The sequence below is a fragment of the Neobacillus sp. BP17 genome (assembly GCF_059579525.1).
On the sequence record NZ_CM184198.1, the window covers coordinates 3,143,170 to 3,163,380 of the forward strand.

Consider the following 20,211-nt stretch of genomic DNA (forward strand, 5'->3'; position numbering starts at 1 on the left):
TTTGTCCTCCTCACCCAAAATACGTGCTAAGAGCTTGCCATTTGGCAAGCCCTTTTTTATTTTATTGTTATTTACTAGACCCATTTTCAACATTGAAGTTTTGTTTATCCCACATTCTAAAAAATGGATAGTAAATCGCAAAAGCAACGACTAAATTGATCACTTGCATTAACGCCCCTCGGATATTTCCACCTGTTGCTAGATAACCTCCGATAATTGGAGGAGTCGTCCACGGTACGGCAACACCAGCTGTCTTCGGAGCAAAACCAGTACTCATTCCAATATAAGTTGTAATGGTGAGAGCCAACGGTGTTAAAATAAATGGAATAATGAGCAGAGGATTTAAAACAATTGGGGCTCCGAAAGTAATCGGTTCATTAATATTGAATATTCCTGGTCCGATCGCCAGACGGCCTAATTGCTTGGATTGCTGGCTCTTCGCCATAAATAACATCATAAGAGCAAAAACAAATGTTGCACCTGAACCGCCCATATAAATGAAAATATCAAAGAATTGCTGGGAAATGATATTTGGAATTTCATCTCCAGCTTGAAGAGCCAAGCGGTTCGCGTCTGTTTGGGCTAACCAAATTGGTGCCATAACACCGCCGACAATACTCGCGCCATGTAATCCAGTGGACCACAAGAGTTGAACAAAAAAGACGGCAATAAGTGCACCAATCAGTGTTCCACCAAGCGCACCAAGTGGTTCTTGTAACAACTGCCCAACAACATTGTGCAAACTTTCAAACGAAGTGTTTTCAATGAGCAAACGAATAATCCATACGCAAAGAATAACTAAAAATCCTGGGAATAAAGCGACAAATGATTTACTTACACTTGGCGGTACACCATCCGGCATTTTTATAACAATATTTTTTTGAATAATATATCGATAAATTTCAGTTGAAAACATTGCTAGGATCATCGCAACAAACAAACCTTTACTACCCAAAAGTGCCATTGGCAATACACCGCCAACTTGTACAGCCTCCGTTGCTCCTTCTGGGGTAAACATCGTGAAATAAGGAGTGGCAAGAATAAAGGCAGCGACAGATATGGCACCTGCACTCAATGGATCGACTTTGTATTGTTCAGCCAGACGGTAGGCTATACCGAACGCTGCAATCAGTGCCATAATGTCAAATGTTGCGCTGACAGGATATAATAGTTTAGTCAACCAGGCGTCTCCGAATGTGCGGGCCATAAATTCTGGATATCCATCAATAGGTAAAAATCCCAAAATTAAAAAAATGGATCCAATGATGAGGAGCGGCATGGTTAAAATGATCCCATCACGCAATGCTTGTAAGTGCCGTTGGCCAGCAATCCTGCCCGCGACCGGCATGACCTTCTCTTCTAACATCTGATTAAATTTGCTCATATCTTTTCACCCCTATGTGAAGTTATGAATCTAGTAGATTTTTGGCAAATTTTAGTACTTCCGCCCCATTACACATCCCATAATGCACTGAATTGATTAAATCAACGGGTATCCCTTTTTCTAATCCTGCTTTTTTCAATTTGGGAAGTAGATATCGAACCTGCGGACCTACTAATAACACATCCGCTTGGTCTAGATGGTTATTCACTTCATTCGCACTTACTGCCCATATCTTTGCCGAAATTCCTTCTGCTTTTGCTGCTGCTTCCATTTTCGTTACTAATAAGCTAGTTGACATGCCAGCAGCACAGCATAATAGGATGTTCATAACAATCCTCCCTTCTTATTATTGTAAACGCTTACAAAAAAGGAAAAAATTTTTCCATTTCGATAAACAATGGATTTCCATATAAGCTGTCCTCCATGTCAAGAATTTTGTCCCGCCCTAATATATATTTCCTCACCAAAAAAATTAGGACAAAAAGTTGCTCTTTAAAATGTAAAAAAAACTACAGATTTTTAAATTAGCAGAAAGAAAAAAAGAAGCCTAGAATATTCCAGACTTCCTGCTATGGAGCGTGTTACCTTCTACTTCTACTTGGGGACCATTCAATAGAATCTTACTAATTTCACTCTTACTCCATCAACTTAGGTCATCAAACTCTCTTGCAATTCTTTCAAACGCTTCCTGTATGAGTGGTCTAGGTGATGGAATACAGATTCTTTGCCACTGTAACCCTTCCTCACCAAACATCTTTCCATCTTCAAGCAGGACATTCGCTTTGTTGTAAATACGATCATGAATTTCTTCCGGTGAGAGGCCATAATCGCTAAAATTCATCCACATAATATAGGTTCCTTCTGGAATTCTCACCTTAACTTTCGGCATTTTCTCCGCTAAGAACGTAGCAGCCCACTCCATAGTCCCATCAATATAGTCTTTCAACTGCTCTAACCAGTCTTCTCCTTCATTGTAAACAGCAATCAAAGCTGAAACAGTAAATGGAGATGGTAAGTGCATGCCCATAACCTTATTATAAGTGTTTCTAAGTTCTGGATTCGAGATAATCACATTCGTACAATGAAGCCCAGCAACATTGAATGTTTTATTGATTGCTGTAAAAGTAATAATCCGGTCACGATGTTCAGAAACCTTGGCGATTGGAGTAAACGTCTGATTTCGACGAACTAAATCACCATGTATTTCATCGGCAACTATGAGAACATCATGCTCCGCACAAATATCGGCTAATTTCCTTAATTCATCCTGAGTAAACACTCTTCCGGTGGGATTATGCGGGTTACATAAGATGAACATTTTGGTTGTTTCTTCTTTTGCTTTCTCTTCAAAATCAGCAAAATCAATTTGAAAGTACCCTTCACTATCAGCTTTAAGAGCATTATTCACGACTTTTCGACCGTTGGCTTCTATTGCAGAAGTAAACGGTGGATACACGGGGCGTTGGATTATGATGCCATCTCCTGGATTTGTTAAAGCCTTGACAGCCACATTTAAGGCATGGACTGTTCCAGGACTAAAACTGATTTCCTCCTGTGGAATCTCCCAATCATGTCTCTTTTTAAACCAATGCTGAATGGCTTCATAATACTCTTTAGGAAAAATAGTATAGCCGAAAATTCGGTGATCGACCGTCTTATGTAAAGCATCAACTAAGGGCAGGGGTACTGGTAGATCCATGTCCGCTGTAAATAATGGAATGGTTTCTTCATCATATCGTTCTGTCAGCCCAATCTGTTTCAGAAGCTCCCCTCCATCCCATTTAATTGAATAAGTTCCTCTTCTATTAACAACTTCATCAAAGTTATACTTCATTTACATCCACCCTTCTATTTTTTATTTCTTTGAATGATACATTTATAAAAATTCACATTGATTACTCTAATTATAGCGATAAAAAGAAGTGATTAAAAATTTGAGAGGATAAATTTTTTATATGATGACACAAAAAAGAGCAGGCCTCAGTTAGCACTGCTCATTACTGCAAGTTACACTTGTTATTTTATTGGCCCGTTCCGATTAAATTGTGAATTGATTTGACCAATGATCATCTTACGTTTTTCCTTTTTGGAGAAATCTCTGCGAATTTCCATCGTTTGGACCCCTTCTTCAATTTTTTCAGCAATTTCTATTAGTCTTTCAATATCCGCAAATGAATATTTCCGTGTCCCATTTGGGGTCCTGTCTGGAAAAATAAGCTTTCGTGTTTCATAATAATGGATTTGCCTGCTTGTTAGACCCGTCAATTCTGTCACAATTCCTATCGTGATAACCTTTTGTTCACGATAGGATTGGTTTTCATTTTCCAAGATACCACCTGCCCATTTTCTTTATTTTTAAAAATGTGAATTGTTTAACAATTCTGATGTTACATATTCTAACACATGATGTAATAAACTTAAACAATAAATTCCTCTTACTCAAAAATTTCACTTTTACTGATGAAAATACTGTCAAAATTAAGTATCAATACAACAATTAATATTGTTGACTCTTTAAAAATTCTATGTCACCTTAGAAATATATTCATATAAACAGAAGGAGAAGGACATATTCCCTTATGAAAAGAAAAATACTTGCTTATAACTTTGAATTTTCTGAAACGCTAGATCGATTAAGAGATCATTTCGATGTGGAAATTTTTGAACGAATCAATCCCAAGACAAACCCAGCGTTTTTGCATGCTCTTGAGAAGGCTGAAGGGATTGTCGGCCTCGCGCTCCCAGTTGATAATGAATTATTGGACCGAGCCCCAAATTTAAAAATCGTTTCCAATAACTCGACAGGTTTTAATAACCTTTCCCTTGGAGAGATGACAAAGCGTGGTATTATGGGCACCAACACACCAGGTGTCTTAGAGGACACTACGGCCGATGCGATTTTCGGTATTCTTCTTGCAGCAGCAAGACGCATCCCCGAATTAGACCAATTCGTAAAAACAGGAAAGTGGAAGCAACATCTTACTAGGAAAGAATATGCACTTGATGTTCATCACAAAACATTAGGTATTATTGGGATGGGGAAAATCGGTTCATTAATTGCAAAACGCGGGCATCTTGGCTTTGACATGAACATTCTATACTACAACCGTACCCGGAACCTTGAAGCTGAAGAAAAATACAACGCTGTTTACTCTTCATTAGATACCTTACTTATGCAATCCGATTTTGTTTGTTTAATGACTCCGCTCACTCCTGAAACTGAAAATATAATGGGAGAACGCGAATTTAAATTGATGAAAAATTCGGCTATTTTCGTAAATGGTTCGCGCGGAAAAACAGTGGATGAAAAAGCTCTAATTGAAGCATTACGGATAAACGAAATCCATGGTGCCGCATTAGACGTATTCCAAAATGAGCCTCTCAAAGCAGATCACCCGCTGCTGCAGTTTTCCAATGTGGTAACGACCCCGCATATCGGGTCCTCCACTCACGAAACGGAACTAAAAATGGCCAAACTTGCCGTCGAGAATTTAGAAGCAGGACTAACGGGGAAACGACCGAAGAATCTTGTTAATCCAGAGGTTTGGGATTAAATCTTTCATTTCGTTTGGCTACCAAAAGGATTGGGCCCGTTATGTTTTCAGTGCAAAACGAAAAGAAACCCAGGAAAAACGATTGCTAGAAATGGAAACAGTGCTGGGCGAAGGCTATAAAACAATGGATTTATTATGAAGGAAACAGTGCTTTTGTCAGTAACGACAGGAAACCTCCAAATAAAACCAAATATCATTCCCCTCAAGCATATTACTTATACATTTTCTCTAAATTGGCTACAATTCTAATAGAAATGGAGGAAACGAACATGGTACGATTTCTGGCAATCATCTCATTCATTCTTTTATTTAAATTTTCACTCCCTGTTATCGACAAACAATTGGAAAAAGGCGATATCGAGAAGACTGTTAATTCCATTCAGTCTGTAATAAATGTCAAAGACAACACAACATTAGCAGAAACACTTAATAGTTTTTCCGAAAAAGTTGAACAACTAGGGAAACAACTAGGCTTTCAAATGAAAGATAGTCCACTTACTAAACAACAACCTCAACAACAGAAAGAAAAAGTAGCGTTGACCATTCCTACTGAACAAGTTTTTTCAATTCATAATGTTGAAATTGGAAACCTCAAGGAAGATATTGAACATAATTTAGGAAACGCAAACCGAATATCCTTTAATGAATACGGGACGGATTGGTATACCTATCACCAGAATTATCAGGATTTCTTTATGGTCATGTATGACGAAAACAACAAAGCTGCCGGTTTATATACCAACCAAGATTTAATTGCTTCAAAGAACGGCATTAAACTCGGAAGCTCGAAAAAAACCGTCCGTGAAAAGCTTGGGGAGCCTTTAACGAAAATTCAAAAAGGGTTCACGGTATACCAACTGCAGGAAAATAGTGATAATGATTTGTTTTTAGTTAAGGGAACCTATGTTACCGTCTTTTATGATAAGCATGAAAATAATACAGTTACCGCCATACAATTGATCAACAAAGACTTTGAAGAGGGGAAAGCGGATTTCTACACAAAAGGGAATTCAGCTTTAAAAGAAGGCTTTGAATATCAGTTATTTGATTTGACAAATGCCGCACGAGTCAACCATCAACTGCCTGTATTGACATGGGATGAGCATGTTCGCGAAACAGCCCGTAAACATAGTACCGACATGGCGGTCCATCAGTATTTTGATCACACCAACCTTAAAGGACAATCTCCGTTTGACCGGATGAAAGAGGATGATATCACCTTTCATTTGGCAGGCGAAAACCTGGCCTACGGCCAATTTAGCAGTATTTTCGCCCATGAAGGTTTAATGAACTCACTTGGGCACCGGGAAAATATCTTACGTAAGGGTTATGAGTATTTAGGGGTGGGCGTGGCATTTAATAATGAGTCACAACCATACTACACGGAAAATTTCTTTGCAAAATAGATAATAAACACAAAACCTTTCTATTACTTTAGGAAGGTTTTGTGTTTATAAAAGTCTCCGGTCCATTAATCACTCTAGTTAACTCTTCATCCGAATAGAAACCAAGTATACCTGGTTTATTTTGAAGATAATAAAAAATTTCTTCGTTCGTATAGTCTGTTTTTAACCCGTTAATAATAGTGGCTAAATAATTATGGGATGGCTTCTTCATTTCTACTTCAGCTTGTTCCCAAGGCGCAGTAAAGGTGAATATGGGATACCCCCTATCCTCACCAAGATAAATAATATTTCCATACCAAGCATGGCGGCGAAATATTTTTGCCCCTTTTTCTTTTACCTCGTTTAAATCTATTTCGAAGATTTTCCCACTATTCTCCTGTTTCACCACATCTAAAAACTGTTCACTAGTGATTAAATATTTTTTACTATAAGTGAGCGAATCTTCTACTTGATTTAATCCTATAAAGGCCACACCTTGCGATTGCCAACCTGCTGCCTCTTTAGCAAAGTAAAGCGGATAATTGAATTTTAAAGAAGACTCTGCTATCGGCAGTGATTGATCTTTACAGCCTGTCTCCACTCTCGTGGAACCCGCTGGACTTCCTCCCTTGATGTAGCATAAGAACCGATTCTTATTAAGATTTGAACCATAACTTGCATACCATACATACTGCTTACTTTCACTCACCATTCCCACCAACTTTCTTGTGAATTTCTTAATTCAGCTTCTTAGTTGTTCATCCAATAGGGTCAAGGACTTCCCAATCGACTCAGGAATGACGAATGTATTCCGATCCGTGTCATATGGAGTATCACCGATATTAATTATAATCAATGGAGTGCTTTTCCTTCTATATTGAGGGAATGTTGAAAATGGTGTGACCTTAAGACTCGTCCCTAACACCAATAGACAATCTGTCTCTTCGATCGTATGTAAAATTTTATTAAACCCTTCAACCGTAAACCATTTACCTGTATCACCAAATAAAACAACATCCGGTTTTATGAAACGCTCTCTCTTTTTCCGGGTTTCGCAATGGTCACAAATATAAAATTCATTCATGGTCTGAAAACGATTGATCATTTCTTCGGTCGAGTAACTTTTATTGCAATGTAAGCAGGAGGCTGTTTTCATTGTTCCATGAAATTCAATCACGCTTTTACTTCCTGCTTTTTGATGAAGTCCATCAATATTTTGAGTAATAATATGAGAAACTTTCCCTTCTCTTTCCCACTTTGACAAGATATCATGCCCTGCGTTTGGCATGGCGTCCGGATGATAAAGATTGTCGAGTGCAAATTGATAGAACTCTTTTGGATTTTGATAAAAATAATCAAGCGAAAGAATATATTCAGGTGCCAATTGATAAACCCCAGTCCTTGAACGAAAATCCTTTATGCCTGATTCAGTACTTACTCCGGCACCAGTAAGCACAACAATGTTCTTCGCATTTTTGATTAGGGTCACACATAGATCGAACTGATTATTTTCCATCAGGTCAACTCTCCTTTTTTTATCCGATTCTCAAATATGTTAATAAATCTAATTTATATTATTTTACTACATAAAAAAACGATGAGAAAAAACTCATCGCTTTTTATTTTCGTGCCTGCTCCCCACTGCCTTACAAAATTTTAAAGTACTGGGGGGCAGGCATTATAGATGTTACGCAAATGCTCGTAATTTTTTATTTTTTTTCAAATGTAAAGGTTTATGTGTGTAATAGATTTTTGCAAGTGCATGATTATCACAAAGTGAACATTTTATTTTATAGGAAGCTTTGCTAATATGGGGAGTTTCTAAGAAGGTTAGAATTTCTTTCATATGTTTTTCACAGGCCCACATGATCTCACCCCGAATTTGAATTTTTTGGTTATCCTACTAAATAGTCGTGACTTCTTTCTGAATTTTATCTGGCTTTCTTTTTTTGACGATTTCTGTAAACGCATCATCCCAAGAAATCGAAATGTCACCGTTTGTTACGAAGGTTTGACACCCGAGACGATACCCTTCATTTAACCACTCTTCTCCTAACTTTCTTCTTTCCTGCACTTTAACCTTATCTAAGAATTCGGCACCTTCTTCTGCTTTAAAGACACAGTTGCCGCAAATTCCTCCACCGCATCGATTTGGGAGTTCTCCATCATAACGAAGGGACATCCTTAAAATATTTGAATCCTCTGGTACCTCTAATTGTTTATTGCTGTTAATGAAATTTATTTTTGGCATGCCTCGTATCCTCCCTTTAATTTATCTTCTTGGTATACAATATACCATATTTAAAATTATCAGACAATATAAATATTTTAAATTTTTTCATTTTTTGAAAAAGGTAAATTTTAGACCACATCGAGGAGACGGTGTGGTCATGAACATTGATGAAAACTCATCCCGAGATCTTTCCAGAATGGATCAGGTGGACATCAACTTTTCCTTTTTGTTAAGCTTTTGTTTTATACTTTCAATATAATTGATGTAAGCTTTTTTCGAGTTTTCAATATGAATCCTCATTAAATATTCAGCCATTTCCGCTTCCTTATCACGCAAGGCTTTCATGATATCGATGTGTTCTTTTAATGATTCTTTTCTTCTCCCTGGTGTCTCATATCCCATATTTGCAGCCATATGTATATAGTCAATCAAACCAGAGAGAATCTCAAATAATTTAGGGCTTTTTGATGCTTTGTTAATAAGACGATTCATTTCTATATGTTCAAAATTAAAATTTTCTTCTGCTTGATCTCTTAACTCTATTAGTTCTTTTATCTTTTGATCCAATTCTAGTTGTGTTTCTTTATCCATCCGCCCCGCGGCCAATTTAACAGCAAGGACTTCTAATGAGGAAAGAATTGTAAATACCTCGATGACTTCATTCTCTGATATATTTGAGACCACGACACCTTTTCTTGGAACTGTTTTTACAAACCCTTGGGACTCCAAGCGAAACATGGCCTCTCGAATCGGTGTCCGGCTGATGCCTAATTTCCCAGCCAGTTCTCGTTCAATTAACCGGTCGCCGGCTTTTAATTCGCCCTCAAGAATCATTTCCTTTAAATAGTTATATGCATGCTCACGAATCGATAAAAGATTGTTTTCCTCCCATCTTAAATCCATAACTTCCACCCGCTCATTTTTATTATTTTTTAACTTTCCATCTTACGAAAGAAAAACTCCACCATAAACTAAACAGCAAACAATTAACAGAGATGGGTGCATTTTTATTTTTATTAAAGCAAAATAACTAACCACAGCTAATAAAACTAAGTGAAAAAGACCACTGTTTTCATAGGCTGATAAAAAGAACTGATAAGCCATTACAGCAAGTAAAATGAAAATAATCGGCTGAACAGACTTTGTCATAAGCGCAACTTTTGGAGAACCTTTAAATAGATTGATAAATTTAAAAAGTAAAATAACGGCTAATGCAGAAGGCAGTATCGTTGCGATTAGAGCAATCGTTGCACCGAGAATTCCCCCTAGTTGATAACCTATATAGCCCCCCATTTTAGTGGCAATCGGTCCTGGCAGGGCATTTGCAATTGCTAAGACATCCCCAAACTCGGAAAGACTCATCCAATGGTAATGGTTGACCACTTCATTTTGAATTAAAGGTATTGTTGCAGGTCCGCCGCCGTATCCCAATAAATTAGCAATAAAAAACGACCAAAAAATATGCAAATAGATCATGAACTTTTTTCCTTTCTCTGAAGAAGCATCTCAGCTGAAGCTTTTGCCGCTTTTTCCTTTCGATCAGCAATGATATAGGCAGTAATGAGAAATACCGCAATTAGAATACCTGGATGTACTCCCAGGAACTGAACGATAATCAATGTAACAATCGAAAGCGTGAGCATGATCGGAAAACCTAAGCCTTTACGGCCATTTTGAAAAAATCGGTAAGCCATTTCCAACAACATAAATCCAATTACCGGAGTAACCCCTTGAACCATCCCGCTGACAATCGGTGATTCTTTAAAGGAATAAAGTACACCCAATAAGGCAATCATCGCAACAATGGAAGGCAGAATGTGGGTAAGAATGGCCACGGTTGCCCCTAAATACCCCTTTACCTTGTAACCAATATATGCAGCCATTTTTGTGGCAATCGGCCCTGGCAAGGTATTAGCTAATGCGAGGATTTCTACAAATTCTTGTTCGTCCATCCACTTGTATTTTTTCACAGCTTCAAATTCAATCAACGGTATAGTAGAGGGTCCGCCCCCATACCCAGTCACACCGGTGCGAGCAAATCCAATAGCTAACTCAAGATATGTTTTCAGTTGATTCTCCCCCTTTTTATACCAATATAACATTTATAGCCCTTTTTTAATAGAAGCGTAGATTAAGATAGACCTCATTCTGCGAAAAACATACATGAATGAGGCCCCATTTTTCTTATTTTTTTATATCTGCTGAAGTAATTACTTCTAGGCCATCGCTTTCTAGATATGTTTGCAATGCTTGAAGTGCTGCGGTTCCCACGGCAGTATCTTGCTCGCCGTTTCCACCACTTACACCAATCCCGCCTACCACTTCACCATTGACAACAATTGGGAACCCGCCAACAAAAATGGCGAACTTCCCTGGAAGCATCTGTTGAATTCCGAAGGCTTCGTTTCCAGGAAGTGCAGGTCCGTTAGGTTCTTTGTTAAACAAATGGGTGGAGCGTTTGTGACCAGCAGCTGTGTAAGCTTTCGCAATCGAGATTTCTGGTCCTGTAATGCGGGCACCGTTCATACGCTCTAGTGCAATTAGATTACCACCATCATCAACAATAGCGATCGTTTCAAAGACATTAATCTCTTCTGATTTTTTCTTTGCTGCCTCAATCATCAACTTTGCTTCTTCAAGTTCAATTTTTAATACAGACTTCATACCGGTTCTCCTTTATATATCATATTGTTATTAATAGCCCATATAGACCGTTTTTAATTGCGTAAAGAACTCTAAGCCCACTCTTCCTGATTCACGGAAGGTAGAGGTACTTGATTTTTTCAAGCCTCCAAACGGAGCATTCATTAAATTGCCAGTTGTGGTTCGGTTAACCTTAACTGTCCCCGCTTGGATATCTTTGGTAAATTGGTTAGCAATTTTTAGATTATTGGTCACAATCGAAGCAGATAAACCATATTCAACATCATTTGCAACAGCGATGGCTTCTTCATATGTATCTACTTCAATTACAGCCACCACTGGACCAAAGATTTCTTCTTTTGCAATCCGCGAATTCGCTTTTACATTCGTAAAAATTGCCGGCTGAACATAATATCCTTTTTCAAATTCTCCAGATAATAATTGCTCACCGCCATAGACCAATTCAGCGCCATCTTCTTTTCCGAATTCAATATACTTTAAGACATTTTTCAATTGCTTTTCGTTGGCAAGCGGTCCAATTTTCACACCAGCCTCAAAACCATTCCCGACTTTAAGTGCGCTTGTTTTTTCAACGAGTTTTTGAACAAATGCCTCTTTTACGTTTTTCAAAACGATAACACGACTTGTTCCTGTACAAGCTTGCCCTGTTAGTGAGAAGCCCCCGTTTACCGTCAAAGTAGCGGCAAGATCAAGATCTGCATCCTCCATAACAATAAGCGGATTCTTCCCGCCCAATTCCATTTGCGTCCGGGTTGTAAAGCCTGCTTTTTGATGAATGTCTTCCCCTGCCGCAGTTGAACCTGTAAATGTGACAGCTCTAACTGCTGGATGAGTGACCAATAGATCGCCAACATCTGATGCTTTTCCCGTAACAAAGTTAATCACGCCTTTTGGAATGCCCGCCTTATCTAATGCCTCAACTAGACGAAAAGCGATCAATGGAGTATCAGAGGAAGGTTTAAAAACAACCGTATTCCCCGTGATTAAAGCAGGAGCGATTTTTCGGGCTGGAATAGAAAGCGGAAAGTTCCATGGAGTAATGACACTGACAACTCCGAGTGGTTCTCTTTCCGTTGAAACTTTCATGTTTGCATCATCATTTGGAAAGGTTTCCCCTGTAAAACTTTGCCCTTCTACTGCATAATATCGGAGGGTTTGCGCAGAACGTAAAATCTCATTCTTAGCATCATCAACATGCTTGCCTTCTTCCCTTGTTAACTCTTCTGCCAAAGAGGCAACATTTTGCTCGAGAATACTGGCAGCTTTATTTAAGATCGCTGCACGTTTGGAAGGTGCTGTTTGGGACCAGCTAGGAAAAGCATTCTTGGCCGCTTCAATCGCTAGCTGTACATCCTGTTCGTTTGATGCTTGGAATTCACCGACAATATCTTCGGTATTTGCCGGATTCACACTAAAAAATGTTTTCTTGCTAACTGATTCCTGCCATTCTCCATTGATATAATTATTGAATGTCTCTACTTTTGTAGTAATCACTACTATCACCTTTTTTCATTTATTAAGTTCCCTGCAATTAATAGAAAACATAACTCTATAGAAATGGCCGTCACTTAAACCTTAAATTACAAGATTAATATGACGGCCGATAACAACTCTTCCAATTATCTATTTACTTTGCTTCAACAAGAGAGCCTAGATCTTTTTCAATATACTCTTTCCAAAGTCCATCCATGTACATACGGCGCATTTTAGCTCCTGTACGAACAACTTCTAAGCAACGTTGTTGTAATTCTGGTGTGTCAGCATGGTCAAGAACAATTTTGTAACCGCGTTCACCATGGATCTCATCTGAAACGATGTGTAAGTCGAAGAATTCGATTTCTTCATCAGTAAATCCGTATTTTTCACGTAAAGCAGGAGTTTGCTTCCTGTAAATATCAGGAACTTGTGATTCTAATCCAACAACAAGAGCTGCCGTTGCTACCACAAAATTCTCACGTGCTGCTACCGCAAAACACCAGCTTTGAAGACCTAAAGTAGTTGGAGCCATATTGTTAGGATCAATAATTCTTTCTGCAGTCGTACCGCAAGCTTCCGCGAAACGAATCAATAAGTCTGTGTGACGATCTGCTGCGATTTCTTCTTCATACATATTTTGTAGAGTGAAATCTTTTGCAGCTGCAAACTTTGGATCTTGTGGAGTATTGTGGTAAATATACGCTAAGTAATCAGCGAATGGTCCTACATAATGGTAGTGATTTTCAGCCCAACTAGCAAAGTGTTTTCTTTCAAGTTTGCCCTCTGCCCAAGCTACTGTAAATGCAGCCTTCTGGCTATGGTTACCTTTAATTGCTTCCTCTAATTGTCTGCGAAATTCATCTTTAGATAATAATTCTGTCAACTGAAACTCCTCCTCTAATTTTATGTAGGTACCAACCTTAGATTGGTATTTGATATTTTGTATACCAAGTTAGTTTAAAAATTAAAAGATTGTGGATATTTTCCCTTTCCAACACTCTCTTTTTTTGTAAAACTATTGATTTGGTATACCTTACGTTTATACTACCAAGATATTGTTTATTTGTAAATATAATTTTTAGAATTTTTTAAAGATTATTTTTCTTTTTTTAAAACTATGATTATTGGTGGACATTCACTTGCAAATCTAACAATTTATAAAGTTCTTTTGATAGATTATCTAATGCTTCTTCTACGATCTGCTGGCCAATCTCCCAACTGGCTTTTGTGCCATCACCAATGCAGCCATTATTCGTCATTTCTTCATAATAATAAAATCCTTGAATCGCTTTACCAGGTCTGAGCTGCTTCCATCTTCCTTCTTCTTGAATATCACCTTTCTCAAGTTTTTCAAGGCGGACAAGTTCAGGTGCTAGATAAAGCGCTTCCGATACTTCACGCTCACAACTATGACCAAATAAGGCGGATGTGACATTTTCCTTAATTGCCTTTTTAGCAGAGGCAGTTGTTTTGGCATAATAGATTTCTACATCTAGTTCTTTTGATAACATCATTGATGCCACATTAAGCGTCGACTGGTTGCCCCCGTGAGAATTTAAAAATAAAAACTTTTCAATCCCGTGATGCTTCAAGGACGAAACCACATCCTTTAATACTGCAATTAATGTGGTCGGCTGCAAGGAGATTGTTCCCGGAAAATTCAAATGATGCTGAGAAACCCCCATATTAACAGTTGGTGTCACCAATGCATAAGGAAACATTTTTTGTCCTAATTTCTTGGCCATCCTCTCTGCTAAAACAGCATCACAACTTTCAACCATATGTGGGCCGTGCTGTTCATGGGCACCAATTGGAATGATAGCAAATTGAACCGTCTTTAAAGCTGCTTCTACTTCTTTCCATGTCATACTGGTTAGATCATAACAATCCATGTGTAATCACCTACTTGTAATTATTGTATTTTGTATACCAATTTTAATAATAAAATACATTCCCTATTAAGATTGGATCACTGATTGCTTCTTCGGAGGTTGTACTGAAATATTTTCTTGCGAAATTTCAATATCCTCTTTAATTGTTAATTGGCACGTTAACCGATACCCCTCATTTACCTTATCACCAAGCATTTTTTCTTCTTTCCAATTCGCTGGTGTCAGCCCTTCAGATCCATTCACTACGATACATGCACATTTTGTACAGCGTCCCATTCCGCAGCCATACTTTAGTTTAGGAAGTTGGCGGGTACCAGCCAAAACAACTAAATTGGCATTATCTTTAACCTCTTGTTCGATTGTCGTACCATCCACATGAAGGATTACTTTTGGCATATTGTTACCCCTTTCTGTTTTTTCTAAAAATTATGATACTTTTCTGAAGTATACAATCTTTTGGATAGAGAAGCAAACTAGAATTAAAAAAAAGATTAATTTTTTTAATGTTAAGCTCTTATTCTAGCACTAAATTAGGAATTATTTAAATATTTAGAATATGTTCTTGAACAATTTAACTGCATACGTTAAAATACACATAAGAGTTTGGTATACAATATTCCTTGGAGGTGAGTAACGAAATATTCTTCATCAATAGGTGTCGATACTTATAGAAACAAAAAACCATACTTACCTGATTTATTTTTTTAATAGGACAAATAAATTACTTTAAGGAGTGTTTTAGATGGGGAAATATATAGTACTAACAAATAAGGATACCTTCCAAACGGTTCTTGAAAACGATGGATTAAAACCGGTTGAAACCTACCATTTCTATTTCTTTGATAGTTTAAAAGCGAAATACACAATTGCTGAAGTACTTGACGAAACGATTAAAATCCAATTATTCGAGAAATATGAAGGAAAGGAATATGTTAATCAGATTGCTGTCAAGTTTTTTGAGAAGTTTGATACACTTGAAGCTGCACGTGAGGAATTAAATGAGATCGTAAAAGCTTCTGGAAACAGTCAAGATTCTGTAAACTCCAAACTAGTTAAATCAACTGAGGTTGCGGTTTAAGATTTTTCATCCTTCTTAAATGATCGTTTCAAAATAGAAAAAATCCGGAGAGGCGCTGCTTTCTTTCCGGATTTTATACTTTTACAAATAAAAAATAACCGCCACATGGTAGTAGCGGTTGAATGTGTGAGGTTAAAATTTAAGCGTTTTTCTTAGTGAAGCTAATTTTCTCTCAGCTTTTTCTACAGCACTTTTAGAACTAAATAGAAACTTAAACATGTATAAGCCCCCTATTAATAAGTTATTTGATACTGTAATTTTATAACGGGGAGAAACAGAAAACAAGTATTTTGTATACCAAATACCAAATTAATTATTAATTCTTGACCAAATTGTGACTTTTTCAAGTTTTAAACATACATTTGGTATACAATTCTTGAAAGGATAGGGTGTTGTTATGCTGAGATATATGTTTTTTATTGTTATTTTAATGTATTTATTCTCTGTACTTTTACCAGGGCTCCATCTTGGTGTCCTTATTTCCTCGCTAAGTCTTTTGATTGTCCTTATTACCATATTTCAGGCGAAGCGATTTGTTCAAGTATTAGGCGGTACATTTTTACTATCTGGAGTAGTCTTACTATCGACGAGCGGAGCCTCTTGGCAGCAATACATACTCTCTTTCGGCCCGATGCTGGACTTACTAACCATGTTTACGCTGATCCCGATATTAGGGATTCCAATTAAAATAGGCGGATATAGCGGCGGCATCCAAAGTATAATTACAAAAAGGGTAAAGACCTCTGGCCAACTGTATATGATCACGTCTGGCATTTCTTATTTTTTTAGTATTTTTATGAATTTGGCTACCTTGCCAATGACTTATTACTCGATAAGGCCTGCATTAGATGTGATTCCCGTTGAGAATAAAGAGAGGTTTATGAGCAGAGCGATTACACGCGGATTTGCGATGCCATTACTTTGGGCACCTGTTACCCCGATTGTCGGGATTGTGATCACAATGACTGGCGTCAGCTGGGTATCAATTCTTCCATATGTAATTCCGTTAAGCATCGTGGGAGTAGGTGTGGATTGGTATATTGGTTCACGTAGAGCAAGTATAATGATCCATAATAAACAGGACCTGTCCGTCCACGAAACCGCTGCTACCTTAGAAACAAGCAATCCAGCTAATCGTTCAAGGAGAGTCTTCCAAATACTACTGGGGATTGTAATATTTAATGTTGTTATTTCTTTAGTAGAATCAAATTTCCCTTATCCATTTTTAATATTAGTATCATTAATGGTTATCCCATTTTCTTTCACTTGGGCCCTCTTCTTAAAAAAAGGTAAAGAGTTCGGTGCCCATTTGCTTAATCATTTAAAAACGTTCTCTGTAAGCATGAAGGACCAATTCTTCATCTACTTATCAGCCGGTTTTTTCATCTCAACCATTAACATTTCACATGCAAATGTCTGGCTGGATGCCTGGGTCAATAAGTTTATTAATTTTGCAGGTGTGGAGATCTTTTTGATTTTACTGCCGTTAATCCCGCTGGCTCTAGCCTTTTTAGGCTTGCATCCTGCCGTTTCACTGGCATTAATGACCGAAGGGTTAAACCCAGCAGTCGTTGGTATTTCACCACATATCTTAACGGTGGCGATGTTAGCAGGTGCTGTTTCTGCTTTTCTAGTTGGTCCATATAATGCCACGTTAGGGCTTATGTCAAGTATCGTGAAGGAAAGCTCTTATAAGGTCTCGAACTGGAATCTTTCCTTCGCAAGTATTTATATTGGCTGTGTAATGTTGTATCTATTTGTTTTACAATTGTTTTTATCTTAATGGTTGTGCAATAAAAAAGGTGTCAATCGATGGATTGACACCTTTATCTATTTAAGTGGCTTTACGTTCAGCAATTTCACTAGATTTTTCTGCTTTAACTTCTTTGGCAATTTCCTTCGCAAAGTGGCCAAGACTTCCCTCACTATACGATCGGATCACTTCAGGTGCTAACGATGTTAATGCTCTCTTTAGGTATTCTGGTGGTAATCCTCTGCTCAGAAACTCCGTCTCGATTGCAATTGCTGACTTTAGGGCAAAATACGTCGCTAATTTGTTTACTTCCGTTAAACAATTTTCACTATCGACCATTACCTTACCAAGATTCTGAAAAAGTTCTCCAACAGTTTGTGGTAACACTGATTCAGTAATAAATAAACCATTACCATGTTCCAATAAATCCTTAGAATGTCCCATATACTTGACCCCATGTACATGTAAGTCGGGAAAATGGTTTATTATTTGTTTTGTAAGAAGGTTCGTTGCCATATTTATGATAATAGGTTTATGAGCGGCCTGGCTTTCAAGTTTTAACGAGGTGACAAATGGAATAACCTCGGTCGCAGGTAATGCTAGGACTAAGATATCGACACCCTTCAATTGACTATCTGTTAAAATGTAGCTATTATGATATGCTTTCTGAAAATTTTCTGCTTTCGTTTGCACCGGATGGTAAACTCCAATTGCTATCCGTTTTTTATCCCAATGCGTCATCATGGCTGTCCCTAATTTACCAAGCCCTACTAAACCAATCCTTTGTTGTTGCATTTTCTATCCCCTCTCCATCTATGCAGGCAAGCATATTAAGATAACAATTAATTAAACGAAAAATAATAAGGCTATCTTAAAAAATCAGTTTGCTGCTGACTTTTAAGATAGCCCTTTATATATTAGCAATCCCTAATTTCTATCTAGTTAACGTGAAGCTATGTTGAAAGTAACAGTTTATTTACCAGATAATAACTGCCAAGATCGTTGCGAGGAAAAGACCCGTAATAACTGGGATGAAATTTTTCCTTGCCAGCTCTAAAGGTGAGATCTGTAAGAAGCCTGCAACGGCAACAAGTGACGACCAGGCAATCAGTGTACCTCCCCCGCTCCATACTGCACCCATTTGTCCAATCGCTGCAAGTACGGATGGATCGATGTTACTTCCAGGTCCAATGGCACCAGACAATGCACCAGTTAATGGAAGTCCGGCAAACCCAGAACCATCTAATCCGGTAATAATACCAATGATTAAGATACTAAATGCTGCAATAATCGGGCTGTGAGGTATATAATTTTGACCTGCTTGGATCAAATCAAACAGAAAGCCTGGTTTAGCTGCATCTTCCCCTAAGGAAAGGATTTGCGCAGAAAAGTCTCCACTTCCCATGAAGAAGTAACCGGCAATCGGAATAACAGGAGCCATGGCTCTAAAAGCGAATACAAAACCTTCCGTAATATGTTCGCTAATTTTATCAAGCGCATGAATGCGGTTAAAAGCAATTGTTGCTAAGACTAAGAGAATCGTAGCAACTCCACCGATAAAGGCAGCACCATCGCCTCCCTCGAATCCAGCTCCACCGCCAAATTTGGATTGGACCATAAAAACCATAACACCTAGCATCGCTAATGGTACAACAATCGCAAAGATTTTTCCCCATTTTGCTTTTACCTTGATTACTTCTGCAGTTTCCTCTACTGTAGCAGCAAGCTCTTCGGTAACTTGGAAGAATACTTTTTCATTATTATTTTCGTTAACAGATTTTTGAGTAATCGCTTTTCGATGTGTCGCATACACAATCACAAGAGCACTAATACCAGTAATAAGAGAAAGAATGAAGGCTTTATCGGAAACTAGCGCTTTATCAATTCCGGCTGCTTTAGCACTTAACATTGGGGCTACCTGCATAATATAATCTGATGAAAGGGCCATACCTTGACCAGCGATAACAATAACCATTGCTGAGGTCATGACTGGCAATCCAGCACTTACTGCAGCAGGTACTAATAAAGCACAAATTAATGGAACAGCTGGAGTAGGCCAGAAAAAGAGTGAAATCACAAACGTTGTAACCATTAACACTAAATAAGATACGTGTCCATTTACCATTATTTTTTGAATCGGCACGACCATCCTTTTATCTGCACCTAAATCCTTCAGGGAATTAAGAAGACCGATCATAATGGAAATGATTAGGAAAATACTAAATAGTTCTTTAGCGGCTACGAGATTGGCATTAAAAACGGCTTGGAAACCGCCAATCAAGCTTCCTTTATACACGGCTGCTACTATAAAGGTTCCAACTATGAGTGGTAAAACAACACCTTTTCTAAAAAGCATGATAATAATAACGGCTACAGTGACAACTAGATAGACCCAATGGGCTGCTGTTAATTCCATATTTCCCCTCCATTGTTTTAAAATAGTTTAAAACCGTAATGCGAAAGATTTCCTATACAAATGGGAAAAGATCGTAGGAGAGGCGTAAACGTTATAATAGGATTTTTATCATGGTGTATATCCTCTACTTCGGGTGTTCCTTTCTTAATCCCTAAAAAGATATAAAATGGCATGATTTATTGAGTTACTTTTTCGAGAGATTAAACCTTGCATACTGTAGATTGTATACCATGTTTTAAAAAAATTAATACAATGACTGATCAATACTAACTTAAAACCTCCATTAACATCCTTTTTCTACTTCCTAAAACAATCAATCCACATCAATATGTTGAATGCGCTTACAGTTTTTTTTTTGATATGTAGTAGAATGTTA

The 20,211-nt window shown here is 37.8% G+C and carries 21 protein-coding genes and 1 pseudogene; 5 read left to right on the plus strand and 17 right to left on the minus strand.

Going from position 1 to position 20,211, the window contains the following annotated elements; all coding sequences use genetic code 11:
- Positions 1-67: 67 nt before the first annotated feature.
- The 4 genes from celB to AC4QJR_RS15240 all read right to left on the minus strand — a co-directional run bounded on the left by celB (position 68) and on the right by AC4QJR_RS15240 (position 3,712).
- Positions 68-1,384 carry a PTS cellobiose transporter subunit IIC gene (gene celB / locus AC4QJR_RS15225; protein ID WP_251458841.1) on the minus strand — a complete coding sequence of 439 codons (1,317 nt, stop codon included), beginning with the start codon at positions 1,382-1,384 and terminating at the stop codon, positions 68-70.
- A gap of 22 nt (positions 1,385-1,406) precedes the next feature.
- Positions 1,407-1,712: a PTS sugar transporter subunit IIB gene (locus AC4QJR_RS15230; RefSeq protein ID WP_026567501.1), complete on the minus strand. Its 306-nt coding sequence runs from the start codon at positions 1,710-1,712 to the stop codon at positions 1,407-1,409.
- A gap of 315 nt (positions 1,713-2,027) precedes the next feature.
- Complete coding sequence (locus AC4QJR_RS15235) at positions 2,028-3,218, minus strand: MalY/PatB family protein (protein WP_496523365.1); 1,191 nt, start codon at positions 3,216-3,218, stop codon at positions 2,028-2,030.
- A 182-nt stretch (positions 3,219-3,400) separates the two neighbouring features.
- Complete coding sequence (locus AC4QJR_RS15240) at positions 3,401-3,712, minus strand: MerR family transcriptional regulator (RefSeq protein WP_251458836.1); 312 nt, start codon at positions 3,710-3,712, stop codon at positions 3,401-3,403.
- A gap of 251 nt (positions 3,713-3,963) precedes the next feature.
- Here AC4QJR_RS15240 and AC4QJR_RS15245 point away from each other — a divergent pair, with 251 nt between their 5' ends.
- The 3 genes and pseudogenes from AC4QJR_RS15245 (at position 3,964) to AC4QJR_RS15255 (ending at position 6,344) form a co-directional block, all read left to right on the plus strand.
- A complete protein-coding gene (locus tag AC4QJR_RS15245) occupies positions 3,964-4,938 on the plus strand; it encodes a 2-hydroxyacid dehydrogenase (RefSeq protein WP_496523366.1) in 975 nt (324 codons plus the stop codon).
- A 7-nt stretch (positions 4,939-4,945) separates the two neighbouring features.
- Positions 4,946-5,077, plus strand: a pseudogene (locus AC4QJR_RS15250) (YdeI/OmpD-associated family protein); the annotation flags it as partial.
- A 130-nt stretch (positions 5,078-5,207) separates the two neighbouring features.
- Positions 5,208-6,344, plus strand: coding sequence for a CAP domain-containing protein (locus AC4QJR_RS15255; RefSeq protein ID WP_496523367.1), 1,137 nt, complete (start codon positions 5,208-5,210; stop codon positions 6,342-6,344).
- Positions 6,345-6,372: 28 nt separating this feature from the next.
- Here AC4QJR_RS15255 and AC4QJR_RS15260 read toward each other — a convergent pair whose 3' ends face one another.
- From AC4QJR_RS15260 to AC4QJR_RS15310, 11 genes are all read right to left on the minus strand, one after another.
- Positions 6,373-7,035 (minus strand): hypothetical protein, encoded by a 663-nt coding sequence (locus AC4QJR_RS15260; RefSeq protein ID WP_496523368.1) that lies wholly within the window; start codon positions 7,033-7,035, stop codon positions 6,373-6,375.
- A gap of 30 nt (positions 7,036-7,065) precedes the next feature.
- The gene (locus AC4QJR_RS15265) at positions 7,066-7,839 is read right to left on the minus strand and encodes an NAD-dependent protein deacylase (RefSeq protein WP_496523369.1); all 774 of its coding nucleotides are present in this window, start codon (positions 7,837-7,839) and stop codon (positions 7,066-7,068) included.
- Between the two features lie 387 nt (positions 7,840-8,226).
- Positions 8,227-8,574, minus strand: a complete 348-nt coding sequence (locus tag AC4QJR_RS15270; protein WP_098576191.1) for a 2Fe-2S iron-sulfur cluster-binding protein — start codon at positions 8,572-8,574, stop codon at positions 8,227-8,229.
- A gap of 183 nt (positions 8,575-8,757) precedes the next feature.
- Positions 8,758-9,459, minus strand: coding sequence for a GntR family transcriptional regulator (locus tag AC4QJR_RS15275; RefSeq protein WP_496523370.1), 702 nt, complete (start codon positions 9,457-9,459; stop codon positions 8,758-8,760).
- A gap of 42 nt (positions 9,460-9,501) precedes the next feature.
- Entirely contained in the window at positions 9,502-10,032 is a 531-nt protein-coding gene (locus tag AC4QJR_RS15280) for a chromate transporter (RefSeq protein WP_098576193.1), read from the minus strand.
- A complete protein-coding gene (locus AC4QJR_RS15285) occupies positions 10,029-10,658 on the minus strand; it encodes a chromate transporter (RefSeq protein WP_251458822.1) in 630 nt (209 codons plus the stop codon). The genes AC4QJR_RS15280 and AC4QJR_RS15285 overlap by 4 nt, the downstream gene beginning before the upstream one ends.
- An 82-nt stretch (positions 10,659-10,740) precedes the next feature.
- Positions 10,741-11,220: a GlcG/HbpS family heme-binding protein gene (locus AC4QJR_RS15290; RefSeq protein ID WP_375377705.1), complete on the minus strand. Its 480-nt coding sequence runs from the start codon at positions 11,218-11,220 to the stop codon at positions 10,741-10,743.
- A gap of 30 nt (positions 11,221-11,250) precedes the next feature.
- Positions 11,251-12,714, minus strand: coding sequence for an aldehyde dehydrogenase family protein (locus tag AC4QJR_RS15295; RefSeq protein ID WP_496523371.1), 1,464 nt, complete (start codon positions 12,712-12,714; stop codon positions 11,251-11,253).
- A 133-nt stretch (positions 12,715-12,847) separates the two neighbouring features.
- Positions 12,848-13,579 carry an iron-containing redox enzyme family protein gene (locus tag AC4QJR_RS15300; RefSeq protein WP_375377703.1) on the minus strand — a complete coding sequence of 244 codons (732 nt, stop codon included), beginning with the start codon at positions 13,577-13,579 and terminating at the stop codon, positions 12,848-12,850.
- Between the two features lie 238 nt (positions 13,580-13,817).
- Positions 13,818-14,588, minus strand: coding sequence for a creatininase family protein (locus tag AC4QJR_RS15305; protein ID WP_496523372.1), 771 nt, complete (start codon positions 14,586-14,588; stop codon positions 13,818-13,820).
- A 66-nt stretch (positions 14,589-14,654) separates the two neighbouring features.
- Complete coding sequence (locus AC4QJR_RS15310; RefSeq protein WP_098576197.1) at positions 14,655-14,984, minus strand: 2Fe-2S iron-sulfur cluster-binding protein; 330 nt, start codon at positions 14,982-14,984, stop codon at positions 14,655-14,657.
- A gap of 346 nt (positions 14,985-15,330) precedes the next feature.
- Here AC4QJR_RS15310 and AC4QJR_RS15315 point away from each other — a divergent pair, with 346 nt between their 5' ends.
- Positions 15,331-15,666 carry a hypothetical protein gene (locus AC4QJR_RS15315; protein WP_098576198.1) on the plus strand — a complete coding sequence of 112 codons (336 nt, stop codon included), beginning with the start codon at positions 15,331-15,333 and terminating at the stop codon, positions 15,664-15,666.
- A 397-nt stretch (positions 15,667-16,063) separates the two neighbouring features.
- Entirely contained in the window at positions 16,064-17,449 is a 1,386-nt protein-coding gene (locus AC4QJR_RS15320) for a hypothetical protein (protein ID WP_496523373.1), read from the plus strand.
- 51 nt (positions 17,450-17,500) lie between these two features.
- Here AC4QJR_RS15320 and AC4QJR_RS15325 read toward each other — a convergent pair whose 3' ends face one another.
- Positions 17,501-18,214: an NAD(P)-binding domain-containing protein gene (locus AC4QJR_RS15325; RefSeq protein WP_496523374.1), complete on the minus strand. Its 714-nt coding sequence runs from the start codon at positions 18,212-18,214 to the stop codon at positions 17,501-17,503.
- A 181-nt stretch (positions 18,215-18,395) separates the two neighbouring features.
- The gene (locus AC4QJR_RS15330) at positions 18,396-19,835 is read right to left on the minus strand and encodes a hypothetical protein (protein ID WP_251458802.1); all 1,440 of its coding nucleotides are present in this window, start codon (positions 19,833-19,835) and stop codon (positions 18,396-18,398) included.
- Positions 19,836-20,211: the final 376 nt, after the last annotated feature.

Excerpts from the sequence above, each read along its gene's own strand:
- AC4QJR_RS15255 (WP_496523367.1), top strand. The coding sequence starts at position 5,208 with ATGGTACGATTTCTGGCAATCATCTCATTCATTCTTTTATTTAAATTT.
- AC4QJR_RS15260 (WP_496523368.1), bottom strand. The coding sequence starts at position 7,035 with ATGGTGAGTGAAAGTAAGCAGTATGTATGGTATGCAAGTTATGGTTCA.
- AC4QJR_RS15275 (WP_496523370.1), bottom strand. The coding sequence starts at position 9,459 with ATGGATTTAAGATGGGAGGAAAACAATCTTTTATCGATTCGTGAGCAT.
- AC4QJR_RS15235 (WP_496523365.1), bottom strand. The coding sequence starts at position 3,218 with ATGAAGTATAACTTTGATGAAGTTGTTAATAGAAGAGGAACTTATTCA.
- AC4QJR_RS15245 (WP_496523366.1), top strand. The coding sequence starts at position 3,964 with ATGAAAAGAAAAATACTTGCTTATAACTTTGAATTTTCTGAAACGCTA.
- AC4QJR_RS15290 (WP_375377705.1), bottom strand. The coding sequence starts at position 11,220 with ATGAAGTCTGTATTAAAAATTGAACTTGAAGAAGCAAAGTTGATGATT.
- AC4QJR_RS15315 (WP_098576198.1), top strand. The coding sequence starts at position 15,331 with ATGGGGAAATATATAGTACTAACAAATAAGGATACCTTCCAAACGGTT.
- AC4QJR_RS15325 (WP_496523374.1), bottom strand. The coding sequence starts at position 18,214 with ATGCAACAACAAAGGATTGGTTTAGTAGGGCTTGGTAAATTAGGGACA.
- AC4QJR_RS15285 (WP_251458822.1), bottom strand. The coding sequence starts at position 10,658 with ATGTTATATTGGTATAAAAAGGGGGAGAATCAACTGAAAACATATCTT.
- AC4QJR_RS15280 (WP_098576193.1), bottom strand. The coding sequence starts at position 10,032 with ATGATCTATTTGCATATTTTTTGGTCGTTTTTTATTGCTAATTTATTG.
- AC4QJR_RS15265 (WP_496523369.1), bottom strand. The coding sequence starts at position 7,839 with ATGGAAAATAATCAGTTCGATCTATGTGTGACCCTAATCAAAAATGCG.
- AC4QJR_RS15270 (WP_098576191.1), bottom strand. The coding sequence starts at position 8,574 with ATGCCAAAAATAAATTTCATTAACAGCAATAAACAATTAGAGGTACCA.
- celB (WP_251458841.1), bottom strand. The coding sequence starts at position 1,384 with ATGAGCAAATTTAATCAGATGTTAGAAGAGAAGGTCATGCCGGTCGCG.
- AC4QJR_RS15305 (WP_496523372.1), bottom strand. The coding sequence starts at position 14,588 with ATGGATTGTTATGATCTAACCAGTATGACATGGAAAGAAGTAGAAGCA.
- AC4QJR_RS15230 (WP_026567501.1), bottom strand. The coding sequence starts at position 1,712 with ATGAACATCCTATTATGCTGTGCTGCTGGCATGTCAACTAGCTTATTA.
- AC4QJR_RS15310 (WP_098576197.1), bottom strand. The coding sequence starts at position 14,984 with ATGCCAAAAGTAATCCTTCATGTGGATGGTACGACAATCGAACAAGAG.
- AC4QJR_RS15320 (WP_496523373.1), top strand. The coding sequence starts at position 16,064 with ATGCTGAGATATATGTTTTTTATTGTTATTTTAATGTATTTATTCTCT.
- AC4QJR_RS15330 (WP_251458802.1), bottom strand. The coding sequence starts at position 19,835 with ATGGAATTAACAGCAGCCCATTGGGTCTATCTAGTTGTCACTGTAGCC.